Source organism: Pseudomonas sp. CFBP 13711 (assembly GCF_014842265.1).
Lineage (GTDB): Bacteria > Pseudomonadota > Gammaproteobacteria > Pseudomonadales > Pseudomonadaceae > Aquipseudomonas.
Genome location: NZ_JACYVI010000014.1, coordinates 98124 through 120853 on the forward strand (window position 1 = coordinate 98124; position 22730 = coordinate 120853).

Annotated in this window: 15 protein-coding genes and 1 other RNA gene; 13 read left to right on the forward strand and 3 right to left on the reverse strand. The window is 60.8% G+C overall.

Features of this window, described 5'->3' with window-relative positions:
* Window positions 1–3: 3 nt before the first annotated feature.
* The 5 genes from smc (at window position 4) to IFT47_RS22655 (ending at window position 11156) form a co-directional block, all read left to right on the forward strand.
* Complete coding sequence (smc, locus tag IFT47_RS22635) at window positions 4–3492, forward strand: chromosome segregation protein SMC (RefSeq protein ID WP_192174195.1); 3489 nt, start codon at window positions 4–6, stop codon at window positions 3490–3492.
* Window positions 3493–3767: 275 nt separating this feature from the next.
* Window positions 3768–4616, forward strand: coding sequence for a cell division protein ZipA (zipA, locus tag IFT47_RS22640; protein WP_192174196.1), 849 nt, complete (start codon window positions 3768–3770; stop codon window positions 4614–4616).
* 74 nt (window positions 4617–4690) lie between these two features.
* Entirely contained in the window at window positions 4691–7039 is a 2349-nt protein-coding gene (gene ligA, locus IFT47_RS22645; protein WP_192174197.1) for an NAD-dependent DNA ligase LigA, read from the forward strand.
* 973 nt (window positions 7040–8012) lie between these two features.
* On the forward strand, window positions 8013–9179 hold the full coding sequence (locus tag IFT47_RS22650) for a zinc-binding metallopeptidase family protein (RefSeq protein WP_192174198.1): 1167 nt from the start codon (window positions 8013–8015) through the stop codon (window positions 9177–9179).
* Between the two features lie 171 nt (window positions 9180–9350).
* Window positions 9351–11156, forward strand: coding sequence for a putative bifunctional diguanylate cyclase/phosphodiesterase (locus IFT47_RS22655; RefSeq protein ID WP_192174199.1), 1806 nt, complete (start codon window positions 9351–9353; stop codon window positions 11154–11156).
* Between the two features lie 3 nt (window positions 11157–11159).
* On the opposite strand, the gene IFT47_RS22660 is transcribed toward IFT47_RS22655, so the two are convergent.
* Window positions 11160–11654 carry a GNAT family N-acetyltransferase gene (locus IFT47_RS22660; protein ID WP_192174200.1) on the reverse strand — a complete coding sequence of 165 codons (495 nt, stop codon included), beginning with the start codon at window positions 11652–11654 and terminating at the stop codon, window positions 11160–11162.
* 236 nt (window positions 11655–11890) lie between these two features.
* Between IFT47_RS22660 and ffs the strand changes: the two genes are divergently transcribed.
* The 7 genes from ffs (at window position 11891) to IFT47_RS22695 (ending at window position 17471) form a co-directional block, all read left to right on the forward strand.
* Window positions 11891–11987: signal recognition particle sRNA small type (ffs, locus tag IFT47_RS22665), an RNA gene on the forward strand.
* Between the two features lie 299 nt (window positions 11988–12286).
* A complete protein-coding gene (locus IFT47_RS22670; RefSeq protein WP_197984078.1) occupies window positions 12287–13156 on the forward strand; it encodes a ParA family protein in 870 nt (289 codons plus the stop codon).
* Window positions 13157–13681 carry a hypothetical protein gene (locus tag IFT47_RS22675; protein ID WP_192174201.1) on the forward strand — a complete coding sequence of 175 codons (525 nt, stop codon included), beginning with the start codon at window positions 13157–13159 and terminating at the stop codon, window positions 13679–13681.
* 566 nt (window positions 13682–14247) lie between these two features.
* Complete coding sequence (locus tag IFT47_RS27400) at window positions 14248–14625, forward strand: HAD family hydrolase (protein ID WP_197984079.1); 378 nt, start codon at window positions 14248–14250, stop codon at window positions 14623–14625.
* Between the two features lie 255 nt (window positions 14626–14880).
* Window positions 14881–15807, forward strand: coding sequence for a type I pantothenate kinase (gene coaA, locus IFT47_RS22685; RefSeq protein WP_074889248.1), 927 nt, complete (start codon window positions 14881–14883; stop codon window positions 15805–15807).
* The gene (locus IFT47_RS22690; protein WP_192174202.1) at window positions 15807–16175 is read left to right on the forward strand and encodes a Rap1a/Tai family immunity protein; all 369 of its coding nucleotides are present in this window, start codon (window positions 15807–15809) and stop codon (window positions 16173–16175) included. The genes coaA and IFT47_RS22690 overlap by 1 nt, the downstream gene beginning before the upstream one ends.
* 99 nt (window positions 16176–16274) lie before the next feature.
* Complete coding sequence (locus tag IFT47_RS22695; protein ID WP_192174203.1) at window positions 16275–17471, forward strand: MFS transporter; 1197 nt, start codon at window positions 16275–16277, stop codon at window positions 17469–17471.
* Between the two features lie 61 nt (window positions 17472–17532).
* On the opposite strand, the gene acpA is transcribed toward IFT47_RS22695, so the two are convergent.
* Window positions 17533–19239 (reverse strand): acid phosphatase, encoded by a 1707-nt coding sequence (gene acpA, locus IFT47_RS22700; protein WP_192174204.1) that lies wholly within the window; start codon window positions 19237–19239, stop codon window positions 17533–17535.
* A gap of 316 nt (window positions 19240–19555) precedes the next feature.
* On the reverse strand, window positions 19556–20332 hold the full coding sequence (locus IFT47_RS22705) for a substrate-binding periplasmic protein (RefSeq protein ID WP_192174205.1): 777 nt from the start codon (window positions 20330–20332) through the stop codon (window positions 19556–19558).
* Between the two features lie 210 nt (window positions 20333–20542).
* Between IFT47_RS22705 and dnaX the strand changes: the two genes are divergently transcribed.
* Complete coding sequence (dnaX, locus tag IFT47_RS22710) at window positions 20543–22696, forward strand: DNA polymerase III subunit gamma/tau (RefSeq protein ID WP_192174206.1); 2154 nt, start codon at window positions 20543–20545, stop codon at window positions 22694–22696.
* Window positions 22697–22730 lie beyond the last annotated feature (34 nt).

A 22730-nucleotide genomic window follows, 5' to 3' on the forward strand; every position in this document is an offset into this window, starting at 1 on the left:
TTCATGCGCCTCAAATGCATCAGGCTGGCCGGGTTCAAATCGTTCGTCGACCCGACGACGGTGAACTTCCCCAGCAACATGGCGGCCGTGGTCGGCCCCAATGGATGCGGCAAATCCAACATCATCGACGCGGTGCGCTGGGTCATGGGCGAAAGCTCGGCCAAGAACCTGCGCGGCGAGTCGATGACCGACGTCATCTTCAACGGCTCCACCAGCCGCAAACCGGTGAGCCAGGCGAGCATCGAGCTGGTCTTCGATAACTCCGACGGCACCCTGGTCGGCGAATACGCCAGCTACGCGGAAATTTCCATCCGCCGCAAAGTGACCCGCGACAGCCAGAACAGCTATTACCTCAACGGCACCAAATGCCGTCGCCGCGACATCACCGACATCTTTCTCGGCACCGGCCTGGGCCCACGCAGCTACTCGATCATCGAGCAAGGCATGATCTCCAAGCTGATCGAAGCCAAGCCCGAGGACCTGCGCAATTTCATCGAAGAAGCCGCGGGCATCTCCAAGTACAAGGAGCGCCGCCGCGACACCGAAAACCGCATCCGCCGCACCCACGAGAACCTGGCGCGCCTGACCGATTTGCGCGAAGAACTGGGTCGGCAGCTGGAGCGTCTGCAGCGTCAGGCCCAGGCCGCCGAGAAGTATCAGGAATACAAGGCCGAAGAGCGTCAGCTCAAGGCGCAGCTGTCGGCGTTGCGCTGGCAGGCGCTGAGCGAGCAGGTCGCGCAGCGCGAATCGGTGATCGGCAATCAGGAGGTCGGCTTCGAGTCGTTGGTCGCCGACCAGCGCAGCGCCGACGCCGCCATCGAACGCCTGCGCGACGGTCATCACGACCTGTCCGAGCGATTCAACCTGGTGCAGGGACGTTTCTACTCCGTGGGCGGCGACATCGCCCGGGTCGAGCAGAGTATCCAGCACGGTCAGCAACGCCTGCGGCAGTTGCAGGACGACCTGCGCGAAGCCGAGCGTGCGCGGCTGGAAACCGAATCCCATCTGGGTCACGACCGCACGCTGCTGGCGACCCTCGGCGAAGAGCTGGAAATGCTCGAGCCTGAGCAGGAAATCACCCTCGCCGCTGCCGAAGAATCCGCCGCCGCGCTGGAAGACGCCGAAACCGCCATGCATGGCTGGCAGGAACAGTGGGACGCCTTCAACCTCACGTCCGCCGAACCCCGGCGGCAGGCGGAAGTGCAGCAGTCGCGCATCCAGCAGCTGGAAACCAGCCTGGAACGACTGGCCGAGCGTCAGCGGCGCTTGGGCGAAGAGCGTCAATTACTCGCGGCCGACCCGGAAGACGCGGCGATTCTCGAACTCAGCGAAGACCTCGCCGCGCGGGAAATGGCCTTTGAAGAGCTGACCGCCGAAGAAGAACACCTGATCGAGCGCCTGGAGCAACTGCGCGTCGATCTGCAACAGGCCACCCAATCGCAACAACAGGCCCAAGGCGATCTGCAGCGGTTGAACGGCCGGCTTGCGTCGCTGGAAGCCCTGCAACAGGCGGCACTCGATCCCGGCACCGGCACCGCCGAGTGGCTGCGCGACCATCAACTGAGCGAGCGTCCGCGTCTGGCCGAAGGGCTGCGGGTCGAGGCCGGCTGGGAAATGGCCGTGGAAACCGTGCTGGGCGCCGACCTTAATGCGGTGCTGGTGGACGATTTCGCCGGGCTCGATCTGGCCGGATTCAGTCAGGGCGACTTGCGTCTGGTAAAGGCTGGCGCGGACGTCACGCGCATCCCCGGCAGCCTGCTGGACAAGGTCGACACGCAGGTCGATCTGACCCACTGGCTGGGCCAGGTCAAACCCGTTGAAACCCTCGACGATGCGCTGGCGCTGCGGGGGCAACTGGACGCCGGTGAGAGCCTGATCAGCCGCGACGGCTACTGGGTCGGTCGGGATTTTCTCCGTGTGCGCCGCGCCAGCGAGGCCGAAAGCGGCGTGCTGGCGCGGGGGCAGGAATTGCAGCGTCTGGAAGCCGAGCGTGAAGAACGCGAAGCGACGTTGGCCGCGCTGGACGAGCAGCTGTCGACCCAGCGCGAGCAGCAACGCACCCAGGAAGACAACCGCGAGCAATTGCGCCGTCGCCTGCAGGACGAAGCCCGTCAGCAGAGCGAACTCAAGGCGCAGTTGTCCGCCGCCAAAGCCAAGGTCGAGCAGTTGACCCTGCGCCGCACACGGCTCGACGAAGAATTGACCGAGCTCGCCGAACAGCGGGCCATGGAGCAGGAAACCCTCGGCGAATCCCGCCTGCAATTGCAGGACGCCCTCGACAGCATGGCGCTGGACACTGAACAGCGCGAGTTGCTGCTGGCCCAGCGCGACAGCCTGCGCGAGCGCCTGGACCGGGTGCGTCAGGAAGCACGCCAGCATAAAGACCACGCCAACCAGTTGGCCGTGCGCCTGGGTTCGCTGCGCGCGCAGCATGATTCCACGCGCCAGGCCCTGGAGCGGCTGGAGATGCAATCCGAGCGCCTGACCGAGAAGCGCGAGCAGCTGAGCCTGAACCTGGAGGAGGGCGCCGCGCCGCTTGAAGAACTGCGCATGAAGCTCGAAGAGCTGCTGGAAAAGCGCATGGTCGTCGACGAAGAGATGCGTACCGCCAAGAACGCCCTGGAAGACGCCGACCGCGAACTGCGTGAGGCCGAGAAACGTCGCAACCAGGCCGAGCAGCAATCGGCGCTGTTGCGTGGGCAACTGGAGCAGCAGCGCCTGGAATGGCAGACCCTGACCGTAAGACGCAAGGCGCTTCAGGAGCAATTGCACGAAGACGGCTACGACCTCGATGGCGTGCTGGCGACCCTGACCGCCGAAGCCAACGAGAAAGACGCCGAAGAAGAACTGGAACGCATCGCCGCGCGGATTCAGCGTCTGGGTGCCATCAACCTCGCGGCGATCGACGAGTATCAGCAGCAGTCAGAACGCAAACGCTATCTGGACGCCCAGGACGCCGATCTGGTCGAAGCGCTGGACACGCTGGAGAGCGTGATCCGCAAAATCGACAAGGAAACCCGTAACCGCTTCAAAGAGACCTTTGATCAGATAAACAGCGGAATTCAGGCACTTTTTCCAAAAGTTTTCGGTGGCGGCAGCGCTTATTTGGAACTGACGGGCGAAGATTTACTCGATACAGGGGTGACGATCATGGCGCGTCCTCCCGGCAAGAAAAACAGCACGATCCATTTGCTGTCCGGGGGTGAGAAAGCCCTGACCGCGCTGGCGCTGGTTTTTGCCATCTTCAAACTCAACCCGGCGCCGTTCTGCATGCTCGATGAAGTCGATGCGCCGCTGGACGACGCCAACGTGGGGCGCTACGCCCGGTTGGTCAAAGAGATGTCGCAGACCGTACAGTTCATCTACATCACCCACAACAAGATCGCCATGGAAATGGCTGACCAGTTGATGGGCGTCACCATGCACGAACCGGGTTGTTCGAGGCTGGTGGCAGTGGACGTAGAGGAGGCGATGGCGCTGGTGGAGTCATAGCGGGATGCGCAGTTGATCGCGTGGCGATCATGCAGATTTGCAGGGAAAAGTGGCGCACGGGCGTCCAGTACAGGAACCACCGCCGCAGCGTGACAGATGCTTGTGACCTGCCAGATGTAACAGACGGTGTAAAGTTGCCTTTGGTCGTGCTAGCTTAATGTCCACTTTTCCATTTCGCGTGGGTAAAAGGCCATTCAGAACATAGAGTTGGCTCCACGTTTTAAAGGGGTTTGACGCCCTTAATTTTCAGAATTTTATTAGAGGCACGGGACTACATGGAAATCGGTCTGCGAGAGTGGCTGATCGTCATCGGCATTATTGTCATTGCCGGTATTCTGTTTGACGGCTGGCGCCGTATGCGCGGCGGCAAGGGCAAATTGAAATTCAGACTGGACCGCAGCTTATCCAACCTGCCGGACGACGACGAACCGACGTCCGCCGAAGTGTTGGGCCCTGCGCGCGTTCTGGACACCCATAAAGAACCGAAACTCGACGAGCACGACTTGCCGACGATGAGTGCAGCGCCCCGCGAGCGCGCCGATCGTGAACCGCGACGCGGCAAGCGCAAGGACGAGCCGCATCAGGGCGACCTGAACCTGAGCGCCGGCCCTGACCTGTTCAGTGCCCGCGACGATGATTTCCCGGACGACAAGCCGAACCAGCGCATCACCGAAGACAAGGACCTGCCGCCGGTTGAAGAAGTGCTGGTGATCAGTGTGATCTCCCGGGACGAAAGCGGCTTCAAAGGTCCAGCACTGTTGCAGAACATTCTGGAAAGCGGTCTGCGCTTTGGCGAAATGGACATTTTCCACCGTCACGAAAGCATGGCCGGCAACGGCGAAGTGCTGTTCTCGATGGCCAATGCGGTCAAGCCGGGCGTGTTCGATCTGGACGATATCGACCACTTCAGCACCCGCGCCGTGAGCTTCTTCCTGGGTCTGCCAGGGCCGCGTCATCCGAAGCAGGCGTTTGATGTGATGGTCGCCGCCGCTCGCAAACTGGCCCATGAGCTGAACGGGGAATTGAAAGATGATCAGCGCAGCGTCATGACCGCGCAGACCATCGAGCATTACCGTCAGCGCATCGTCGAATTCGAACGCCGCGCCCTGACCCAGCGTCGCTGATTGGCGCTCCCACAGATTCAAGCATCACCAAATGAGCAGCTTCGGCTGCTCTTTTGCATTTCGAGAACACACCTATGAAAGCCGCCGAAACCCGCATCCTTGAACTGCGCGCTGAGCTTGATCAGCACAACTACCGCTATCACGTCCTCGACGAGCCGAGCATCCCGGACGTCGAGTACGACCGGCTGTTCCACGAGCTCAAAGCGTTGGAGGCGGAGAACCCGCATCTGGTGACCCCGGACTCGCCGACCCAGCGTGTCGGCAGCGCGGCCCTGTCGGCGTTCACCCAGGTGCGCCACGAAATCCCCATGCTGAGCCTGGGCAACGCCTTCGAAGAAACCGACATGCTCGAGTTCGATCGTCGGGTCAACGAGGGCCTGGACCTGCCCGCTGCCTCCAAGAAGGTGGAATACAGCTGCGAGCCGAAACTCGACGGCCTGGCGGTGAGCCTGCTTTACCAGAATGGCGCGCTGGTTCGCGGCGCCACCCGCGGCGATGGCACCACCGGCGAAGACATCAGCGTCAACGTGCGCACCGTGCGCAATATCCCGCTCAAGCTGCACGGCAAGGGCTGGCCGGACACCCTCGAAGTGCGCGGCGAAGTGTTCATGTCCAAAGCCGGCTTCGAGCGTCTGAACGCCAGCCAGCTGGAAATCGGCGGCAAGACTTTCGCCAACCCGCGCAATGCGGCCGCCGGCAGCCTGCGCCAACTGGATTCGAAAATCACCGCCAACCGCCCGCTGGAATTCTGCTGCTATGGCATCGGCCAGGTGTCCCATGACATCGCCGACACCCACACCGGCAACCTGGAGCAGCTCAAAGCGTGGGGCATGCCCATCAGCCGCGAGATGAAAATCGCCCACGGCATCGAAGACTGCCTGAAGTACTACCACGACATCGGCGAGAAACGTCTGTCTTTGCCGTACGAAATCGACGGCGTGGTGTTCAAGGTGAACAGCATTGCCGCCCAGCGTGAGCTGGGTTTCCGCGCCCGCGAACCGCGCTGGGCCATTGCCCACAAATTCCCGGCCATGGAAGAACTTACCGAGCTGCTGGACGTGGAATTCCAGGTCGGCCGCACCGGCGCCGTCACGCCGGTCGCCCGTTTGAAACCGGTAAAAGTTGCCGGCGTGACCGTCGCCAACGCGACGCTGCACAACATGGACGAAGTGGCGCGTCTGGGCTTGATGATCGGCGACACGGTGATCATCCGCCGCGCGGGCGACGTGATCCCGCAAGTGGTGCAGGTCGTCCAGGAGCGCCGCCCGAAAGACGCGCGCGCCGTCGAGATCCCGCAGACCTGCCCAGTGTGCGGCTCACAGGTCGAGCGCACGCAACTGATCAAGCGCAGCAAGGGCAAGGAAACCATCAGCGAAGGCGCCGTGTATCGCTGCGTCGGCCGTCTGGCCTGTGGGGCGCAGCTCAAGCAGGCGATCATCCATTACGTCTCGCGCCGGGCGATGGACATCGAGGGGCTTGGCGACAAGACCATCGAGCAACTGGTGGACGAGAAGCTCATCGGCTCGCCCGCCGATCTGTACAAGCTGACGTACGAGCAGATCATCGATCTGGAGGGTTTTGCCGAGATATCCAGCAAGAAGCTGCTCAAAGCCATTGATGACAGCAAGAAACCGACGCTGGCGCGTTTCATCTACGCGCTGGGCATTCCGGACGTGGGCGAGGAGACGGCCAAGGTGCTGGCGCGTTCATTGGGTTCGCTGGATCGAGTGATTGTGGCGCTGCCGGAGGTGCTGACGTATCTGCCGGACGTGGGGCTGGAAGTTGCCCATGAGATTCACAGTTTCTTCGAGGACGAGCACAACCAGAACGTGATCGGCGCGTTGCTCGGCGAATGCCAGATGCAGCTGCAGGACACGGGCGATCTGGGCGCGGAGTTCGCGGCGAGCGCGACCTTGGGCGGCATGCTGGACAAGTTGAATATTCCGTCGGTGGGGCCGGGTGCGGCGCAGAAGCTGGCGGACAAGTTCGGCACCCTTGAGGCGGTCGTCAAGGCGGACTGGCTGGATATGCGGCAGACGCTGCCGGAGAAGCAGGCGCAGGCGGTGAGGGCGTTTTTTGATGTCCAAGAGCAGGCGCAGCGCGCGTTGGCGATCGAGCAGCAGCTGAAGGATTTCGGCATGCACTGGCAGAGCGAGAAGAAGGTGGTGGAGGGCTTGCCGCTGGCCGGGCAGACGTGGGTCCTGACCGGTTCGCTGGAGTTGATGAGCCGGGACGTGGCGAAGGAGAAGCTGGAGGGGCTGGGGGCGAAGGTGTCCGGCTCGGTCTCGGCGAAGACCCACACGGTGGTGGCCGGGCCGGGGGCGGGCTCGAAGTTGACCAAGGCCAATGAGCTGGGACTTAAGGTGCTCGACGAAGAGGCGTTTGTGGGGTTCCTGAAGCAACATGGCGTTGAGGTCAGCTAGGTCAAGATCAAGTGCGTCTGCCTGGGGGCAGACTGTTTCGCCTTCGGCGAGTTACTTGATAAAGCCCCAAGTAACTAAGGGCTTGTGCTCCTGGTTGGGCCCTTCCTTCGTCAGGGTTCCTTCACTTCGGTCTCACTCCGTGGGCCCGCCGCCATCCGCCATCCATGGCGGGGGGCGGCTCTCGCGGCATCCATGCCGCTCGGCCCACTCCGCGAGACCTGCGTTCAGCCTGCACCCAAGTCGCGATTTGCGGTGTTTGAGCCATTTGCGTATGAATATCAAAAGCGCTTCAAAGCAGATCAACAGCTTCCCGGCTGAAGCCGGTCCTACAGTCAGAGCCAATCCCACTGGACGCATGCAATGTCTCAGTAGGACCGGCTTCAGCCGGGAAGAGGCCGGTTCAGGCGCCAACAATTTTGCTGATCGCACCTCCTCCTTGTGGGAGCGAGCTTGCTCGCGAATGCTGTATTTCAAACACTAGAAATCCGGTGGATGTACCAATCTCTTCGTGAGCAAGCTCACTCCCACAAGTCCTTCGCGTTTGATCTTCCCTCAATCCACCCTTGATCCGCTCTAGATCTGCTTTTGATCTTCATGCACAAAAATCCCAGACACCGCCAAACGCGACTTTGGTGCAGGCCGAACGCAGACGACGCGGAGTGGGCCGAGCGGCATGGATGCCGCGAGAGCGCCGCTAGGACATGGATGTCCGTTCGGCGCGGGCCCACGGAGCGTCGTCGGAGTGAGGGAACCCGACGAAGTCGGGCCAAACCGAGAGCAAGCACCCTTGGTTACTTGGGGTGCTTTTCCAAGTAACTCGCCGAAGGCGAAATGCCCGCCGTTAGGCGGGTCCCCGGATCTGGACCTGAGTGAAGTAGTCCCGCCGATAAGCGGGACCCAAGAGTAAGAAAATCCCACGGAACCCCCGTCATCCTTGACGATCTAGTGCTTGCAGCCCCATCAGGATATCGCCATGTTCCAGTTCTTCGAGCAACTCAGCACACGGATCGCGGCGCCATTCGCCGGCGAAAGCAAGCGCAACAGCAAGGTCTGGCAGTGCCATTGCGGGCAGTCGGTGTTTTTCCGCAACAGCCAGTGCCTGGCGTGTTCGGCGGCCCTGGGTTATCTGCCCGAGCAGAGCAAGATCGCCGCGCTGGAACCGGGCCCCGAAGCGCAAACCTGGCGTCTCAGCGACGAGCCCCAGGCCGGGCTCTACCGTCGTTGTGCCAATCTGGACACTGCGGCGGCCTGCAACTGGATATTTCCGGCGCTGAACGCCGGCGACTTCTGCATCGCCTGTAGCCTCAACAAGACCATCCCCGACCTGTCCGTGCCGGAAAACCCCGAGCGCTGGGGCAAGATCGAGACCGCCAAGCGTCGGCTGGTGGCGCAGTTGATCACCCTCGGCCTTCAGGTCATCCCGAAAAGCGTGGATGAAGAGCGCGGGCTGGCCTTCGAATTCCTCGGCGTCGACCTGGAAGGCAACCTGCCAACCACCGGCCACGCCAGTGGCTTGATCACCCTCAACGTGGAAGAAGCGGACGACGCCATTCGTGAGAAGGTTCGCGTGCAGATGCACGAACCTTACCGCACGCTGCTTGGACACTTTCGTCATGAAGTGGGGCATTACTACTGGGATCGCCTGATCGCCGATACTTACTGGCAGGACGGATTCCGTAACCTGTTCGGCGATGACCGTGCCAGCTACGCCGACGCCCTTGATCATCACTACCAGAACGGCGCGCCGGCTGACTGGCAGCAGAGTTTCGTCAGCGCCTACGCGACCATGCACCCGTGGGAAGACTGGGCCGAAACCTGGGCGCATTACCTGCACATGATGGACGCCGTCGACACCGCACTCAGCCTGGGCATGAGCGCTCGGGACATGGACCTCGACTACCAGCCGTTCCCCCTGGAAACCTTGTACGACCCTCAGCATCCGGGCGGGCCGGCGTTCCTGGCGTTCGTCAATGCGTGGATCGAACTGGCCGGCATGCTCAACGAGTTGTCCCGCGCCATGGGGCAGGCGGATTTCTATCCGTTCGTGTTGCCGCCAGCCGTCATCACCAAGCTGCATTTCATCCATTTGGTCATACAGGGCGCGGGCGGCAAGGCCGATGAGGTCCTGCAAGTGCAGTAACCACTCATGTGAGTGCGTGAAAAAAAGCGATCCGTACGAAGCGGTGAAAGGGATTCACCGCTTGTCCGCGACCCCTGCACACCGCAAAAAGCGGTGCTATTTTCCCTATACATATCGTTTTGATACTACTGGCGAAGCGGTTGGCGAAGCGGTCTAGAAGGGATTTCAGTTATGGCCACCAGTGCTCCACTGCCCAAAAACGAGCGTTCCCGGCTTTCACGCATTACCCACATGGGGCTCATCGATGCGACGGCTGACGATGTGCTCGACCACATCGTCTCGATGGTGACCCATTATTTCCAGGTCCCCATCGCTCTCGTTTCCATCGTCAGTGAGCACCGCCAGTGGTTTCGGGCACGGGCAGGCCTTGAGGAGCGCGAGACGCCGCGCGATATCGCTTTCTGTGCCTACACCATCCTCAGCCATGAGGCGTTTCAGGTTCCTGACGCGATGCTTGACGCGCGCTTCAGCGATAACCCGCTAGTGACCGGGGAGCCCCACATCCGCTTTTATGCCGGCGTGCCCTTGGTGACCGCCGATGGTCTTGCCCTCGGCACGCTGTGCATCATTGACAGCACGCCCCGGCCGCAACTTGATCCGCGCGACCAGGCCATGCTGGAAATGTACGGCCAGTTGGTGATGAAGCGCCTTAATAACCTGCGCAGTGCCAGCTTCGTCGATCAGCCCACGGGTTTGTTCAATCGCCTGCGTCTTGAGGAGGATCTGGAGGCGTTGCACGATCGCCGCAAATACGCGCTGGTCGCGCTGGACATGGTCGCACCGGCGTTCCTCGACAGCATCGTCAAGGCGCTGGGCTACAGCTTTGCCCAGGAACTGGTGCGCTGCATGATCGATAACTGCCGCAGCCAGTTGCCTGCCGACACCGCGCTGTACAAAGTCAGCCCCACGCGCATCGCGCTGATCACCCGTCATGCCCGCCCCGAGCAGGCCGAGAGGGTGTTTCGCCAGTTGCTCGAGCATTTTCGTCAGCCGCTGATCTGCCGCAATATTCCCATTCAGATGGACGTCGGCATCGGTGTGCTGCCATTGGGCCTGGACCGCTGCGATGAGCGCGACTGGATTCGGCTGGTGGTCAGCGCGGCGGACGAAGCCCGGGGCAAATCGACGGGCTGGCGTTGGTATGAGCCCCATCTGGACTTCGCCCAGCAACGAGCCTTTCTACTATTGGCCGCGCTGGCCGAGGCGGTGCGCAGTCCGGATCAACTGTCGCTGGTCTATCAGCCGAGGCTGGAAGTGGCGACCGGCCGCATTGTGACCGTCGAAGCGCTGCTGCGTTGGCAACATCCCATGCTGGGCCCGATCAGCCCAATGGAATTCATTCCCCTGGCGGAAAAGACCGCGCTGATTCGCTCCCTCAGCCTGTGGGTGCTGAAAAAGGCCGTTGCGCAAGCGGCGATCTGGCAGGCCCAGGGCTATGCCTTCAAAGTGGCGATGAACGTATCGGCGATCGACCTCGCGAACTCATCGTTCAGCGACGCGCTGTTCGAGCACTTGTCAGTCAGCGGTCTTGACCCGAGCGGCTTCGAGCTTGAATTCACCGAAAGCGCCTTGTGCGACAACCCTGAAGTGACCCGCCTGCAGCTGGAGCGCCTGCGTGGATTGAACATCGACATCGCCATCGATGACTTCGGCACCGGTTACAGCAACTGGACCTACCTGCGACAACTGCCGGCCACCACGGTCAAGCTCGACAAGTCGCTGGTGGAAAACATCGACAGCAACGACAAGGACCGCGGCCTGGTGGAAGCCATTGTCGATCTGGCAAAGCGCCTCGGCTATCGCGTCGTCGCGGAAGGCGCGGAAACCGAAGGCGTCTACGAAATCCTCTGCGAACTGGGCTGCCACGAAGTGCAAGGCTTCCTCGTCGCGCGGCCCATGACCGGCACCGCCCTCGAACACTGGATGAACGTCGAGCGCCGCCGCAAGGTTCGGCAGCTGCGATCACTGGCCCATTGAGCGTTACAGCGTGAGCAGCATCAACCGCTCAAAGCTGGCGTAAGCCGCATCGCTTTCGGGCAAATCCTGCCAACCCAGCGCCAGGTAAAGCTGGCGCGCCGGGTGATTGCCGGCCTCCACGGCCAGCATCAATTGCTCCGTGTCTGGCCATAACGCTCGCGCCAACCCCGGCAGCGCGCGCAGGCAACGCTTGCCCAGTCCCAACCCCTGAAGCCCTCTATCAATCATCAGCGCGTGCAATGTGGTGGTGATGCGCGGGCGGTCACGTGCCCAGTCCGGCAGCAGCGACCTGCGCTTGAGGACGAAAAAGCCCCGGGGGATGTCGTCGATGAGCAGCACGAAGCCTTGCCGGTCGACGACGGGACGTGCAGTAAGCGTGTGCAGGCCGCCATGAATGTCGCCGACGTGGCGGATCTGCTCGGGGAGCAGTTCGATCTCCAGCAACTGGCGCTGTTGCGTGGGGGAGAGGGATTCGTATGGGGTGAGCGCGAAATGCATCGGTGGTTCCTGTGTCTTGTGCCCCGGCGGGGCCGGGCAGGGGGCGAGCCACTTGCTGGAGGGAGGTGAAAATGCAGCCGCCATTGTGCCGCATTCGGCCCCTCAGCCGCTGCATCGCGCAGGCGGCGAGGGGCTGACGACGCTCAAAATCTTAATCTGAAACAAGAGGTTGTAACTTCGCGCGAGACCGGTACAATGGCGCGGCTCGCCACTGGCGAGCGTCGTTATGGTGACCCCATCGGTCCCCCCGCAACGATTACCCGTGAACCTGGTCAGAGCCGGAAGGCAGCAGCCACAGCGGGAACATTGTGTGCCGGGGTGTGGCTGGTGGGGTTGCCTCCATAACGCACCTTCTCTCCAAGTCCCTCGTCTCTGCAGGGATTTTCGCAGCAAAAAAATCTTGAAATCTGGCACGTTCCAGTTATTTCATATCAATGATGCGCGGTTGTTCCGAATGTATGTCTTTGTTTTTTATAGCCTTAGTCCCTAATTATTTATTTTCGGGACCACATAGCAATGGACTCGCTGGACCGTTTGATGGCGTTCATCAGTATTGATGCTGGTCAGCCTCAGTCTGCTCAGACATAATCAAAAATTGTCGCCCTGACCCATATGGAGATGGGGTGTGACTCTTGGATGTCGAGGTTGCAGTGGTAGCTATTTCTGTAAGTTTAATAAATATGAAAGGCGGCGTTGGCAAAACTACTCTCGCTGCGCAATTGGCGCATGCTGCTGATAGAAAAAACCTGAGAACCCTTGCAATTGATTTGGATCCTCAATCAAATCTAAGTCAGGCGATCATGGGGGCTAGGGGGTACGTAGATCACCTCAATAAGAAGAAGCCGACAGTAGTTAATTTATTTGAGCAGTATCTTCCGCCTACCATTAGTTCGCCAAGTCCGAGAAAAGCTAGTATTCATGACGTAATTATAAAGGAAGCTGGCTATTGGAATGGCACAACACTTGACCTAATTCCAAGTCGTTTAGAGTTGTCTAATACGCTGAAAAATCCAACAGGTAAGGAAAGAAAGCTTGCCAAGGCTCTTGCTTTAGTCAGTGATAACTATGACCTGATACTTATTGATTGCGCACCAACCGAATCGATACTCACTGATGCCGCGTATTACGCCAGTCGTTATGCGCTTGTTCCCGTTAAGCCAGAATTCTTGGCAACCATCGGTTTGCCGTTGCTCGCTAATTCGGTTCTTCAGTTCAAAGAGGAAAATAGCGATCACGCATTAGATATATGCGGGATAGTTTTCAATCATTCTTCATCTTATTCTGATGGCCCCGAAACCAATGCGTCAGTTGCAGAGGTAATGGAGGAAGCTGTCAAAAACTCATGGCATGTTTACGGAACGCATGTCAGATACTCACGGTCCTATGCTAAAGCTGCTCGTGAAGGCACTCCTATTGGCTCTACTAGCTATGTGAGGGGAAATGTTCAACAGCAGTTTGCCTCTTTTTCTGAAGAGTTTTTCAAGTCTATAGGTTTTAAGTAAATGACTGCTAAAGAACTTGTTGAAATTGATGTTGGTTTGATTTTATTAAGGCATGGCAAAGCAGCTGTGTTAACTGCAATCGCTAATCGGGTCGGGGTTTCCGAAGACGAGTTGTATAGGGAGATTGAGAGGCTGCGTGTTGCCAAGGAGGCCGCGATATCTAGGAAGAAGAAAATCGGAGGCAAATTCAATATAGAGTCATTTTTGATTGGCAGAGATAATAAAGCTGCTAGCCTCAAGAAGCTCTCTGAGCGATTTGATAATAGAACCTTTCTTCCTGAGCTTAAGGATTTAAAGCGGTTTTTCGAGCGTCACGGAGCCTCTGCTTCAAATTTAAAGTCACGTGTAAGCGCCCAAACCAAGCTTTTCAAGATGTTGGCAGATTTTGGCGAAGATGAACTTGAGAGGATACTCGCTGAGACGCCTGAGCGGTCTAGAGTGTCCTCTCTCGGCTTGATCTCGGATGAGATCCTTGGACGTAGCAGAAGGAGCGATTCTCAAAAGAAAGATGTTCCAAATAGTTGACGCTTCTCATGCGACTTACCCTAGCTTGGCGAAAGTAGCTGCTCGAATTTTTCATGATGGGCAGATCGATAATCGACCTGCCCTCTGGACGTCGCTCCCGCGTCGGACGTCGGCATCCAAAATTCGCAACTCACGTTCGTTCTAGGCACTGCACAAACCTACATTCTCAAGCAGCCCGGCGTTATCAGGGTGACCTTGTCGTGTTTCTACGCTGCAGATCAGTCTTATAACGTGATTTGTCCAGAAGCCGCTCAGAGTGACCTCTGTCACAATCAACGCTCAGTCATAAGAGTTAAGATTGTGTGCAGTTCCCCAATTATTCACGGCCCCAGAATGGAACCACTCGCAGAGACGCCCATGACGCCGATCCCGCGCGCTGGCTGTGCATCCTCCGCACGCCACCCCTCCGCTCAGGAATAACAACAATGACAACCGACACCCCATCACCCCTCCATCCAACACCCCCCATCAAACTCGTACTCTTCGATCTACTGACCGCCTTGCTGGACTCATGGGCCCTGTAGAGCTCCGTCGCCGGATCCGAAGCGCTCGGTCGCACCTGGCGCATGGCCTATCTGAAGGCGACCTACGGCTGCGGCCGCTATCGCCCGTATGAAACGCTGGTCGAAGAGGCCGCTTTGCAAGTCGGCCTGAGTAAGCACGCAGCAGCGGAGCTGGACGCGCGTTTAGGAAAGTTGCAGCCCTGGCCGGAAGCGAAAGCGGTGCTCGAATTCCTCAAGTCTCATTACAAACTCGGCATCGTCACCAACTGTTCGGAGCGGCTGGGCCACATCGCGGCGGATGTGCTGGGGATCCCGTTTGACGTGGTCATAACCTCGGAGAAAGCCGGGTTTTATAAGCCAGACCCGGCGCCATATCGCCTGGCGCTGGACACCCTGGGCGTCGATGCGAGTCATGCGGTATTTGTGGCGGGTTCGGCCTAAGACCTATTTGGCACAGCGAAAGTGGGGCTGCCGACTATCTGGCATAACCGCATTGGCCTGTCTGCACCCGAAGGCGCGCCGGCGCTTTTGATCGTGCGGCCTACGCTGGAAACCCTCGCTGCGGATCTGGCAAGCATGACGGTAACGAACTAAGCCAGCCACCCCGACAGACCCAAATAAATCTGCCCTCCATTTGGATCAATACGATAGTCTTCGCACCATTGTCGATACGGACACCTGACTGGAACGCGATTGATGGCCCCTGATGACTATCTGGTAATGAGCAGCGCGGAGTGGGCGGGGCTGCGCGCCAGTACGCCATTGACGTTGTCCGAAGAAGACCTCGCCGCGCTGCGAGGCGTGAACGAGGACATCTCGCTGGAGGATGTCGCCAACATCTACCTGCCGTTGTCGCGCCTGATCAATCTGCACGTCAGCGCTGCACGCAACCTCGACAGCATCAAGGACACCTTTCTCGGACGCCCTGCCAAACGCCAGACCTATGTGGTGGCGGTGGCGGGCAGCGTCGCGGTGGGCAAGAGCACCTTCGCCCGTGTTCTGCAGGCGCTGATGGCGCGTTGGCCGGATCATCCCCGGGTGGATCTGATCACCACCGACGGATTTCTGCACCCCAACGCCCGGCTCGTCGCCGACGGCATCATGCACCGCAAGGGTTTTCCGGAAAGCTACGATCGCAAGCGCATGGTCAAGTTTCTCTCGGACCTGAAGGCCGGCACGCCGGAAATCACCGCCCCGGTCTATTCCCACATCAGCTACGACATCGTCCCGGACCAGTTCTTCAAGGTCAGCCAGCCCGACATTCTGATTTTCGAAGGGCTGAATGTGTTGCAGACCGAGGGCAATGACGGGCAGAAGCCGGGCAGCATCGTCTCGGACTTCTTCGATTTCTCGATCTATCTGGACGCCGAAGAAGGTGACATCGAGCGCTGGTACGTTGAGCGCTTTCTGATGCTGCAACGCACCGCGTTTCGCGCGCGAGGCGCCTACTTCCGCGAGCTGGCCGACCTGCCGCCGGAGAAATCCCCGGACGCGGCGCGCAAGATCTGGCACGACATCAACCGTCCCAATCTGCTGGAAAACATCCTGCCGACCCGCGAGCGCGCCAGCCTTGTGGTGCGTAAGGCGTCGGATCATTCGGTGAAGGAACTGTGGCTACGCTGATGAGGAAGTCCATCGCGGCCGCGTCGGCGTTATTCGCGCTGTGCGTCAGCGCTGGCGCTCTGGCGGACGGCAACAAGTTGCTGCTTGAATGCCAGGACGGGATCAACAGCATGAGCGGCGCCGTGGCGCAGAACGGCGTGGGTGTCGGCCATTGCGTCGGGGTGCTGCAAGCGACGATGGACACCCTGGACCTGTTCCACGAAGCGGGCGGATTGCCCCGACTGGTGTGCGTGCCCGAGGGCGGTATTCCGATGATTCAGTCGATGCGCATCATTGTGCAGTCCTTGCAGGCGCATCCCGAGAGTCTGCATCTGAATGAGTCCGTGCTGGTTGTCGCGGCGTTGAAAAACGCGTTTCCCTGCCAGTAACCCTCACGTTTTGCGCTAGCCTTTGCTTGATCCAGACGAGATGCTCCGGGTCGACCTGTGCCGCCGCGTCTGCGACGGCCTTCAGCAAGGATGCCGACGATGCGGATCAACGCACTGATTGTGTTACTGCTTACCGGTCTCGTGGCCGCCACATACGGTTTCGGGATCTACCTCTTTGCCCAACTGGTGCCGGACATGCGCGCCAGCCTGGGCTTCGATATCGCCTACGTGGGCACCATCACCGCAGCGGGGCAGGCCGGGTTTCTCGCCAGTGCGTTGCTGGCGGCATGGCTGACGCCTCGTGTTGGCGGCGGTTGGGTGATTTTCGGATCGGGCGCCGTGTGTGCGCTGGCCTTGCTCCTTATGCCCCTGGCACAGAACGCGGTGCTGATCGGTCTGCTGCTGACGATTCTGGCCGGCACGGCGGCAACGGTATTCGTGCCGATGGTCGACGTGATCGCGCGCGCCGTGCCCTACAAATACCGCGGCATGGCCATGGGGCTGGTGTCGAGCGGCACCAGTTACGGCGTGTTCATCAACAGCCTGCTGGTGCCGTTTTATGCGCCCCAGGGCGAGTGGCGCACGGTGTGGTGGATCGTTGGGCTGATCACGGTCGTCCTGGCCGTCGGCGTGTTTCTGGTCTTCAAACGTGCGCTGCTCTTTATGCGCAACGACGAAAGTGCCAGTGATGGCGCGCCACGTGGAGGCGTTCTGCGTGAGGCGCTGCAGGGCTGGGTGTATGCAGTCTGGTCGATGAATTTTCTGATCGGCTTCTCCACCTTTCCGTTTCAGAACTACCTGTCTTCCTACCTGCGCACGGAGCTCAACTTCGGCGTCGAGTACACCGCGCAGATCTGGGCCAGCATCGGTTTCGTCGGCATGTTCAGCGGCCTGGCGCTCGGCGCGTTGTCGGACCGCATCGGCCTGCGCGCGGCAATGTTGCTGGTGTACGTCTGCGTGGCGACGGCGGCGTTGATTCTGGTCATCGCGCCGACCGGCTACTGGCCGCTCGTGGCAGGCGTCGTGTTCGCCGTGGCCTTCTACCCGATCTTCGGGCTGATCCCGGCGTACGTGTCAAAGATGGCAAGCGGTGCGGCGCTGGCCGTGACCATCTTCGGCATCGCCAACATCATGCAGGGCGTCGGCGGCATGCTCGGCAATTACTGCGCCGGGCTATTGGCCAGCGTCAGCGGTTCGTTCGTTGCGGTGTATGGGGTGATTGCGGGGGTCGCGGTGGTGCTGGCGGTGCTTACGGTTTGCTTGCCGAACGAGCCCGGCGGTCGGCAGGCGGCTTGATTACACATAAGATCAGCCCACCTGCCAGCGATGGTTGCGCGCGCGGCTACACTGGAACGAGCTACACCGGAAACTGCAGCGCGTTGCTCAGATCACCCATCGGCGTCTGCCCCCGTGCCGCCATGGCGTTGTCGCGCTCGGTCAATCCTTCCAGTTTCTCCAGACCATGCACCCGCGTAATCAGACGCAGGATCGAGGCGGTGTCGTACACCGTGTGGTCGACCGTGCCCTTGCGCGCGAACGGCGAGATGACAATCGCCGGCACCCGCGTGCCCGGTCCCCAGCGATCGCCCTTCGGCGGCGCGACGTGGTCCCACCAGCCGCCGTTTTCATCGACGGTGATGACGATCACCATGTTCTTCCACTGCGGGCTGTTGCGCAGCACTTTGATGGCGCGATCGATATGTCGATCACCCGCAGCCACGTCGGCGTAACCGGCGTGCATGTTGAGGTTGCCCTGGGGTTTGTAGAAGGTCACCGCGGGCAGCTTGCCGGCCTCGGCGTCGGCGAGGAATTTATTGGTGCTGGATTCATCCCCCAGGCCACCGTCGCGCAGGCGCTTCTTGCGCTCTGCCGGATTGTCCGGGCCTTGCTGCTTGAAGTAGTTGAACGGCTGGTGGTGGTACTGGAAATTCGGAATCTTCGGAATGCCGGTCGAGTCCTTGTACTCGTCCAGCGTCACTTGCCAGGCGCCGGCGTACCAGGCCCAGTCGACGTTCTTCTTCGACAGCTTGTCGCCGATGTGGTCATGGGTTTGCGGCACCAGCACGTTGGCCAGCCCCGGCTGCGAATAATCCGGTTTCTCCTTGTCCCGCAGCCAGGTCGGCCAGTAGGGCGGGGCCATGGTGTTGACGCCGTAACCGTCCGGCGTCAACGCGCTCGGGCCGAATTGCGGCGGGCCGGTCATGGCGCTGGCGGGTGACTTCTCCAGCGGTTTGAGCCGGTAGTCCAGAGGATCGCTGCTTTCCAGCACGGCGATCTGTGACTTGGCGGGGGAGTTCGCCGCGTCCGGGTAGAAGGGCGCCCGGGCCGAGATCAGGTACTGGTGGTTGAGAAACGAACCGCCGAAAGCGCCCTGGAAGAAGTTGTCGCAGAGCACGAACTCGTTGGCAACGTCCCACAAGCGCAGGGAATATTGGGTCTGGGCGTAGTAGCCCATGGTCAGGCCGCCGGAGTCGGCCCAGGCAACGAAAGCGTCGTTCTTGCCGCCGTTGATCTGCATCTGGTTCTGGTAGAACACGTGCCACAGGTCGCGGGTAACGACGCTCAATGGCAGGTCTTCGCCGCTCGGGCCTTTTAGGGGGAAGGGCGCGTTGGGCAGGTTTTCCTGATACTGCACGCCCGTCGCGTAGGTGACGCCGTCGACGCTTTGCGGGCCGATCTGGCAGACGCCACCCCAGCACTGCGGCAGGCTGTCGAGGACCTTGCCGTCACGGTCGCGCTGGCGGTATTGCTCGGCTTTCACGGCTGAAAGCGGGTGCTCAACGCCCGGGAAATTGGCGAACAGGTTATTAAAGCTGCGGTTCTCGCCGTAGATCACCACGATGGTTTTGATGTTGTCCTGCAGCGCTTTGTCCAGCGCCGGGCCGGTCAACAGGGTGTCCGTCGCAGGCTTGCCTTCAGGGGCTGCTTCGGCCGCCCCCACCACACCGCTGAGGGTCGCGCCGGCGCCCAGTACCGCGACGCCGCCGAGGAAGCGTCGACGGCTGCCATCCACCGGTGTCTGGGGGGCCGAAGCCTGTGCGGGATCTTCCGGTTTCTTGGTCATGGCGGGCGCTCGCAGGTCGAGTTGTTACAACATGTGTCGCCGGAGCCTAGCGAGGGAATATGACGGGATTGCTACAGCGATAGGCGACATCAAATTTGTGGTGTGCCACCTAATGCCTTCCCGGCTAAAGCCGGTCCCACTGAGTGCGCGCGATATTTTAGTGGGACCGGCTTTAGCCGGGAAGAGGCCAGTGTGTACGCCATCAGTCTTGCGGTGTGTCACATGACGCTTTCCCGGCTAAAGCCGGTCCTACAATCGGCGCCAGCCCCACAATCGAAGGTCGCAGCCAGTCTCACAACAGGAAAACGGCGCAGCCTCAATACGGGTCGTCGGGGTTGCCCGAATGCACCTGATACCGCTCGACAATCCGCTCGATCTCCCCGGACATCTTCATCCTCAGCAGCGTGCGCATGATGCGTTGCGCGGGTACGCTAGGGTCGTTGCGGGCGACGCAGCCCACGGGCTGTTCATCGATGATCCACACGGCCCTGAGTTTCTCGTCGGCTTTCTGGTCGCGGTTGTACCAGTCCAGCGACCACTGGGTGTCCACGGCGTATCGGTAGCGATGGGCCGCGAGCTTTTGCAGGACCTGTTCCTGGAGCCTGGCGTCTTCGCGGATCAAATCGCGCGTGGCGAACAGCGGGTCCAGCACCGGGTAGGCATAGCCCAGCACGGTGCCGATGTGATCGCCGAGAATCGCGCTCAACTGAAAGGGTGCGGTGTCGTAGGCACTGCCCACCAGCACGTTGCGCTGGGTCAGCAGTGGCAGGCTCCAGGTGTAGTCGCCCGACATGTCCGGCAACCAGGATTGCGCGGCGTAACAGCGCACATCGACATCACCGCGCTCGGTCGCCGCCTGCACCCTAAGCCGTGGATACACGCGATATTCAGCAGTCTGGCCGATCTGCCGGGCCAGGCTTTCCATGATGTCGAAAAGAATGCCGGTCTCAGGTCCGTCGGGACCCACTTGCATCAGCGGCATCGACCAACTGTCGGCCACGGCGAAACGCAGGGGCGGGCCTTGCGCCGCAGCAGGTGCGCTCAGTAACTCCACGGCGCCCAAAAGTCCCAAGCCACTCACCCACACTCGCATCCGGATCCCTCGAAGTAACAGTGCGACGCTTCAAGCCTGCTGTGTCTTCGGAATCCAGGTGCGGAACCTTATGGGGGAACCATCTCGCGGAGCCGTCTTGCGGAGCCAGGCCAGCCATAATAAAGCGATAAGCGTCGGACACCAGATGCAATTTTGCCCCTGCTCCGCTAGCATTGGCGGTCTTCCGCAACCCAGTCGCGACGGTTTTCAATGAGTTATCAGGTTCTTGCACGTAAATGGCGTCCGCGCTCGTTCCGCGAAATGGTCGGCCAGACCCATGTGCTCAAGGCCCTGATCAACGCGCTGGACAGCCAGCGCCTGCACCACGCCTATTTATTCACCGGCACGCGGGGCGTCGGCAAGACCACCATCGCGCGGATCATCGCCAAGTGCCTGAACTGTGAAACCGGTATCACCTCAACGCCCTGCGGCGAGTGCTCGGTGTGCCGCGAGATCGATGAAGGCCGCTTTGTCGACCTTATCGAGATCGACGCCGCCAGCCGCACCAAGGTCGAGGACACCCGCGAGCTGCTCGACAACGTGCAATACGCACCCAGTCGCGGCCGCTTCAAGGTCTACCTGATCGACGAAGTGCACATGCTCTCCAGCCACTCGTTCAACGCCTTGCTCAAAACGCTGGAAGAGCCGCCGCCCTACGTCAAGTTCATCCTTGCCACCACCGATCCGCAGAAGCTGCCAGCGACCATTCTGTCGCGCTGCCTGCAGTTCTCCCTGAAAAACATGACGCCCGAGCGTGTGGTCGAGCATTTGACCCACGTCCTTGGCGTGGAAAACGTTCCGTTCGAAGACGACGCGCTGTGGCTGTTGGGTCGCGCCGCCGATGGGTCGATGCGTGACGCCATGAGCCTCACCGATCAGGCGATTGCCTTTGGCGAAGGCAAAGTGCTGGCGGCCGATGTGCGCGCCATGCTCGGTACGCTGGATCACGGCCAGGTGTTCGACGTGCTGGCTGCGTTGATCGAGGGCGATGCCCGCTCGCTGCTTGAAGCCGTGCGCCATCTGGCCGAACAGGGCCCTGACTGGAGCGGCGTGCTGTCGGAGATTCTCAACGTGTTGCACCGGGTCGCCATCGCCCAGGCGCTGCCTGAAGGGGTGGACAATGGCCATGGCGATCGTGATCGCGTACTGGCTCTGGCCCAGTCATTGCCCGCCGAAGACGTGCAGTTCTATTACCAGATGGGCCTGATCGGTCGCCGTGATCTGCCGCTGGCGCCTGACCCCCGTGGCGGTTTCGAAATGGTGCTGCTGCGCATGCTGGCGTTCCGGCCCGCAGACGCCGACAACGCGCCGACGCAGCCGTTAAAGTCAGTGGGGATCAACCCGGCCACGGTTGATTCCCGGACAGCGGTGGCGAGTTCAGCATCCGCAGCACCCAACCCCATCACCGCCCGGTCGCCAGCGCCTGTTATCGACAAGCCTGCTCCGGTGGCCGTGCCCGACGCTCAACCTGCGAAGGCAAAGGCTGAGGAAGAGATCGACCTGCCCTGGAACGAGCCGAAGGTCGCGCCGCCAGCCCCTGCTGCCGAGCCCGAGGCAGAGCCTGAACCAGAGCCGTCTGCGCAGCCCGCTTCCGAATCCGTCGCCGAGATTCCCGAGCCCGTCCTCGACATTGTCGCCGAGCAGCCTGACTTGACGCCAATGCCGGTGCCGGTCCCCGCGAGCCCTGTGCCGGAAGCGCCCGAAGTCGAGTCGTCAGAACAACGGCAAGCCGCCGCCGATGCCGTGACATTGCAGATGATCGAGCACGTGCCCGACGCGACGCCTTACGTGCCGGCGCCCATGGACCGCGACGACGAGCCGCCGCCCGATGACGACTACAACGAGCCGGACATCGACATCGACCCGGCGTCGTTCGCTTATCTTGACGACCTGGCCCACGAAGCGGTCGAAGCGGTGGAGAAGGAGCCCGAGCTGTTGCCGGCCGCCAAGCCCGCCACCGGGTTGGCAGCCGACTGGCTTGAGCTGTTCCCGAAACTGCCGATTTCCGGCATGACCGGCAGCATCGCCGCCAACTGCACGCTGATTTCGGTGGAGGGCGACAACTGGCTGCTGCACCTGGATCCGGCCCACAGCGCGCTGTTCAACTCGACGCAGCAGCGCCGTCTGAACGACGCGCTGAACCAATACCATGAACGCACCCTCAACCTGAGTATCGAACTGATCAAGCCCGAGCAGGAAACCCCGGCTCAGGCAGCGGCGCGTCGGCGTGCCGATCGGCAGAAGCAGGCCGAGGCGGCGATTCACGGCGATCCGTTCATTCAGCAGATGATGCAGCAGTTCGGTGCGTCCATTCGCGAGGACACGATTGTGCCGGTGGATGCGCCGGCGCAGGCGCCGGTCTAGATGCTGCTTCAGGACCAATGATTTCCGGGGGCGC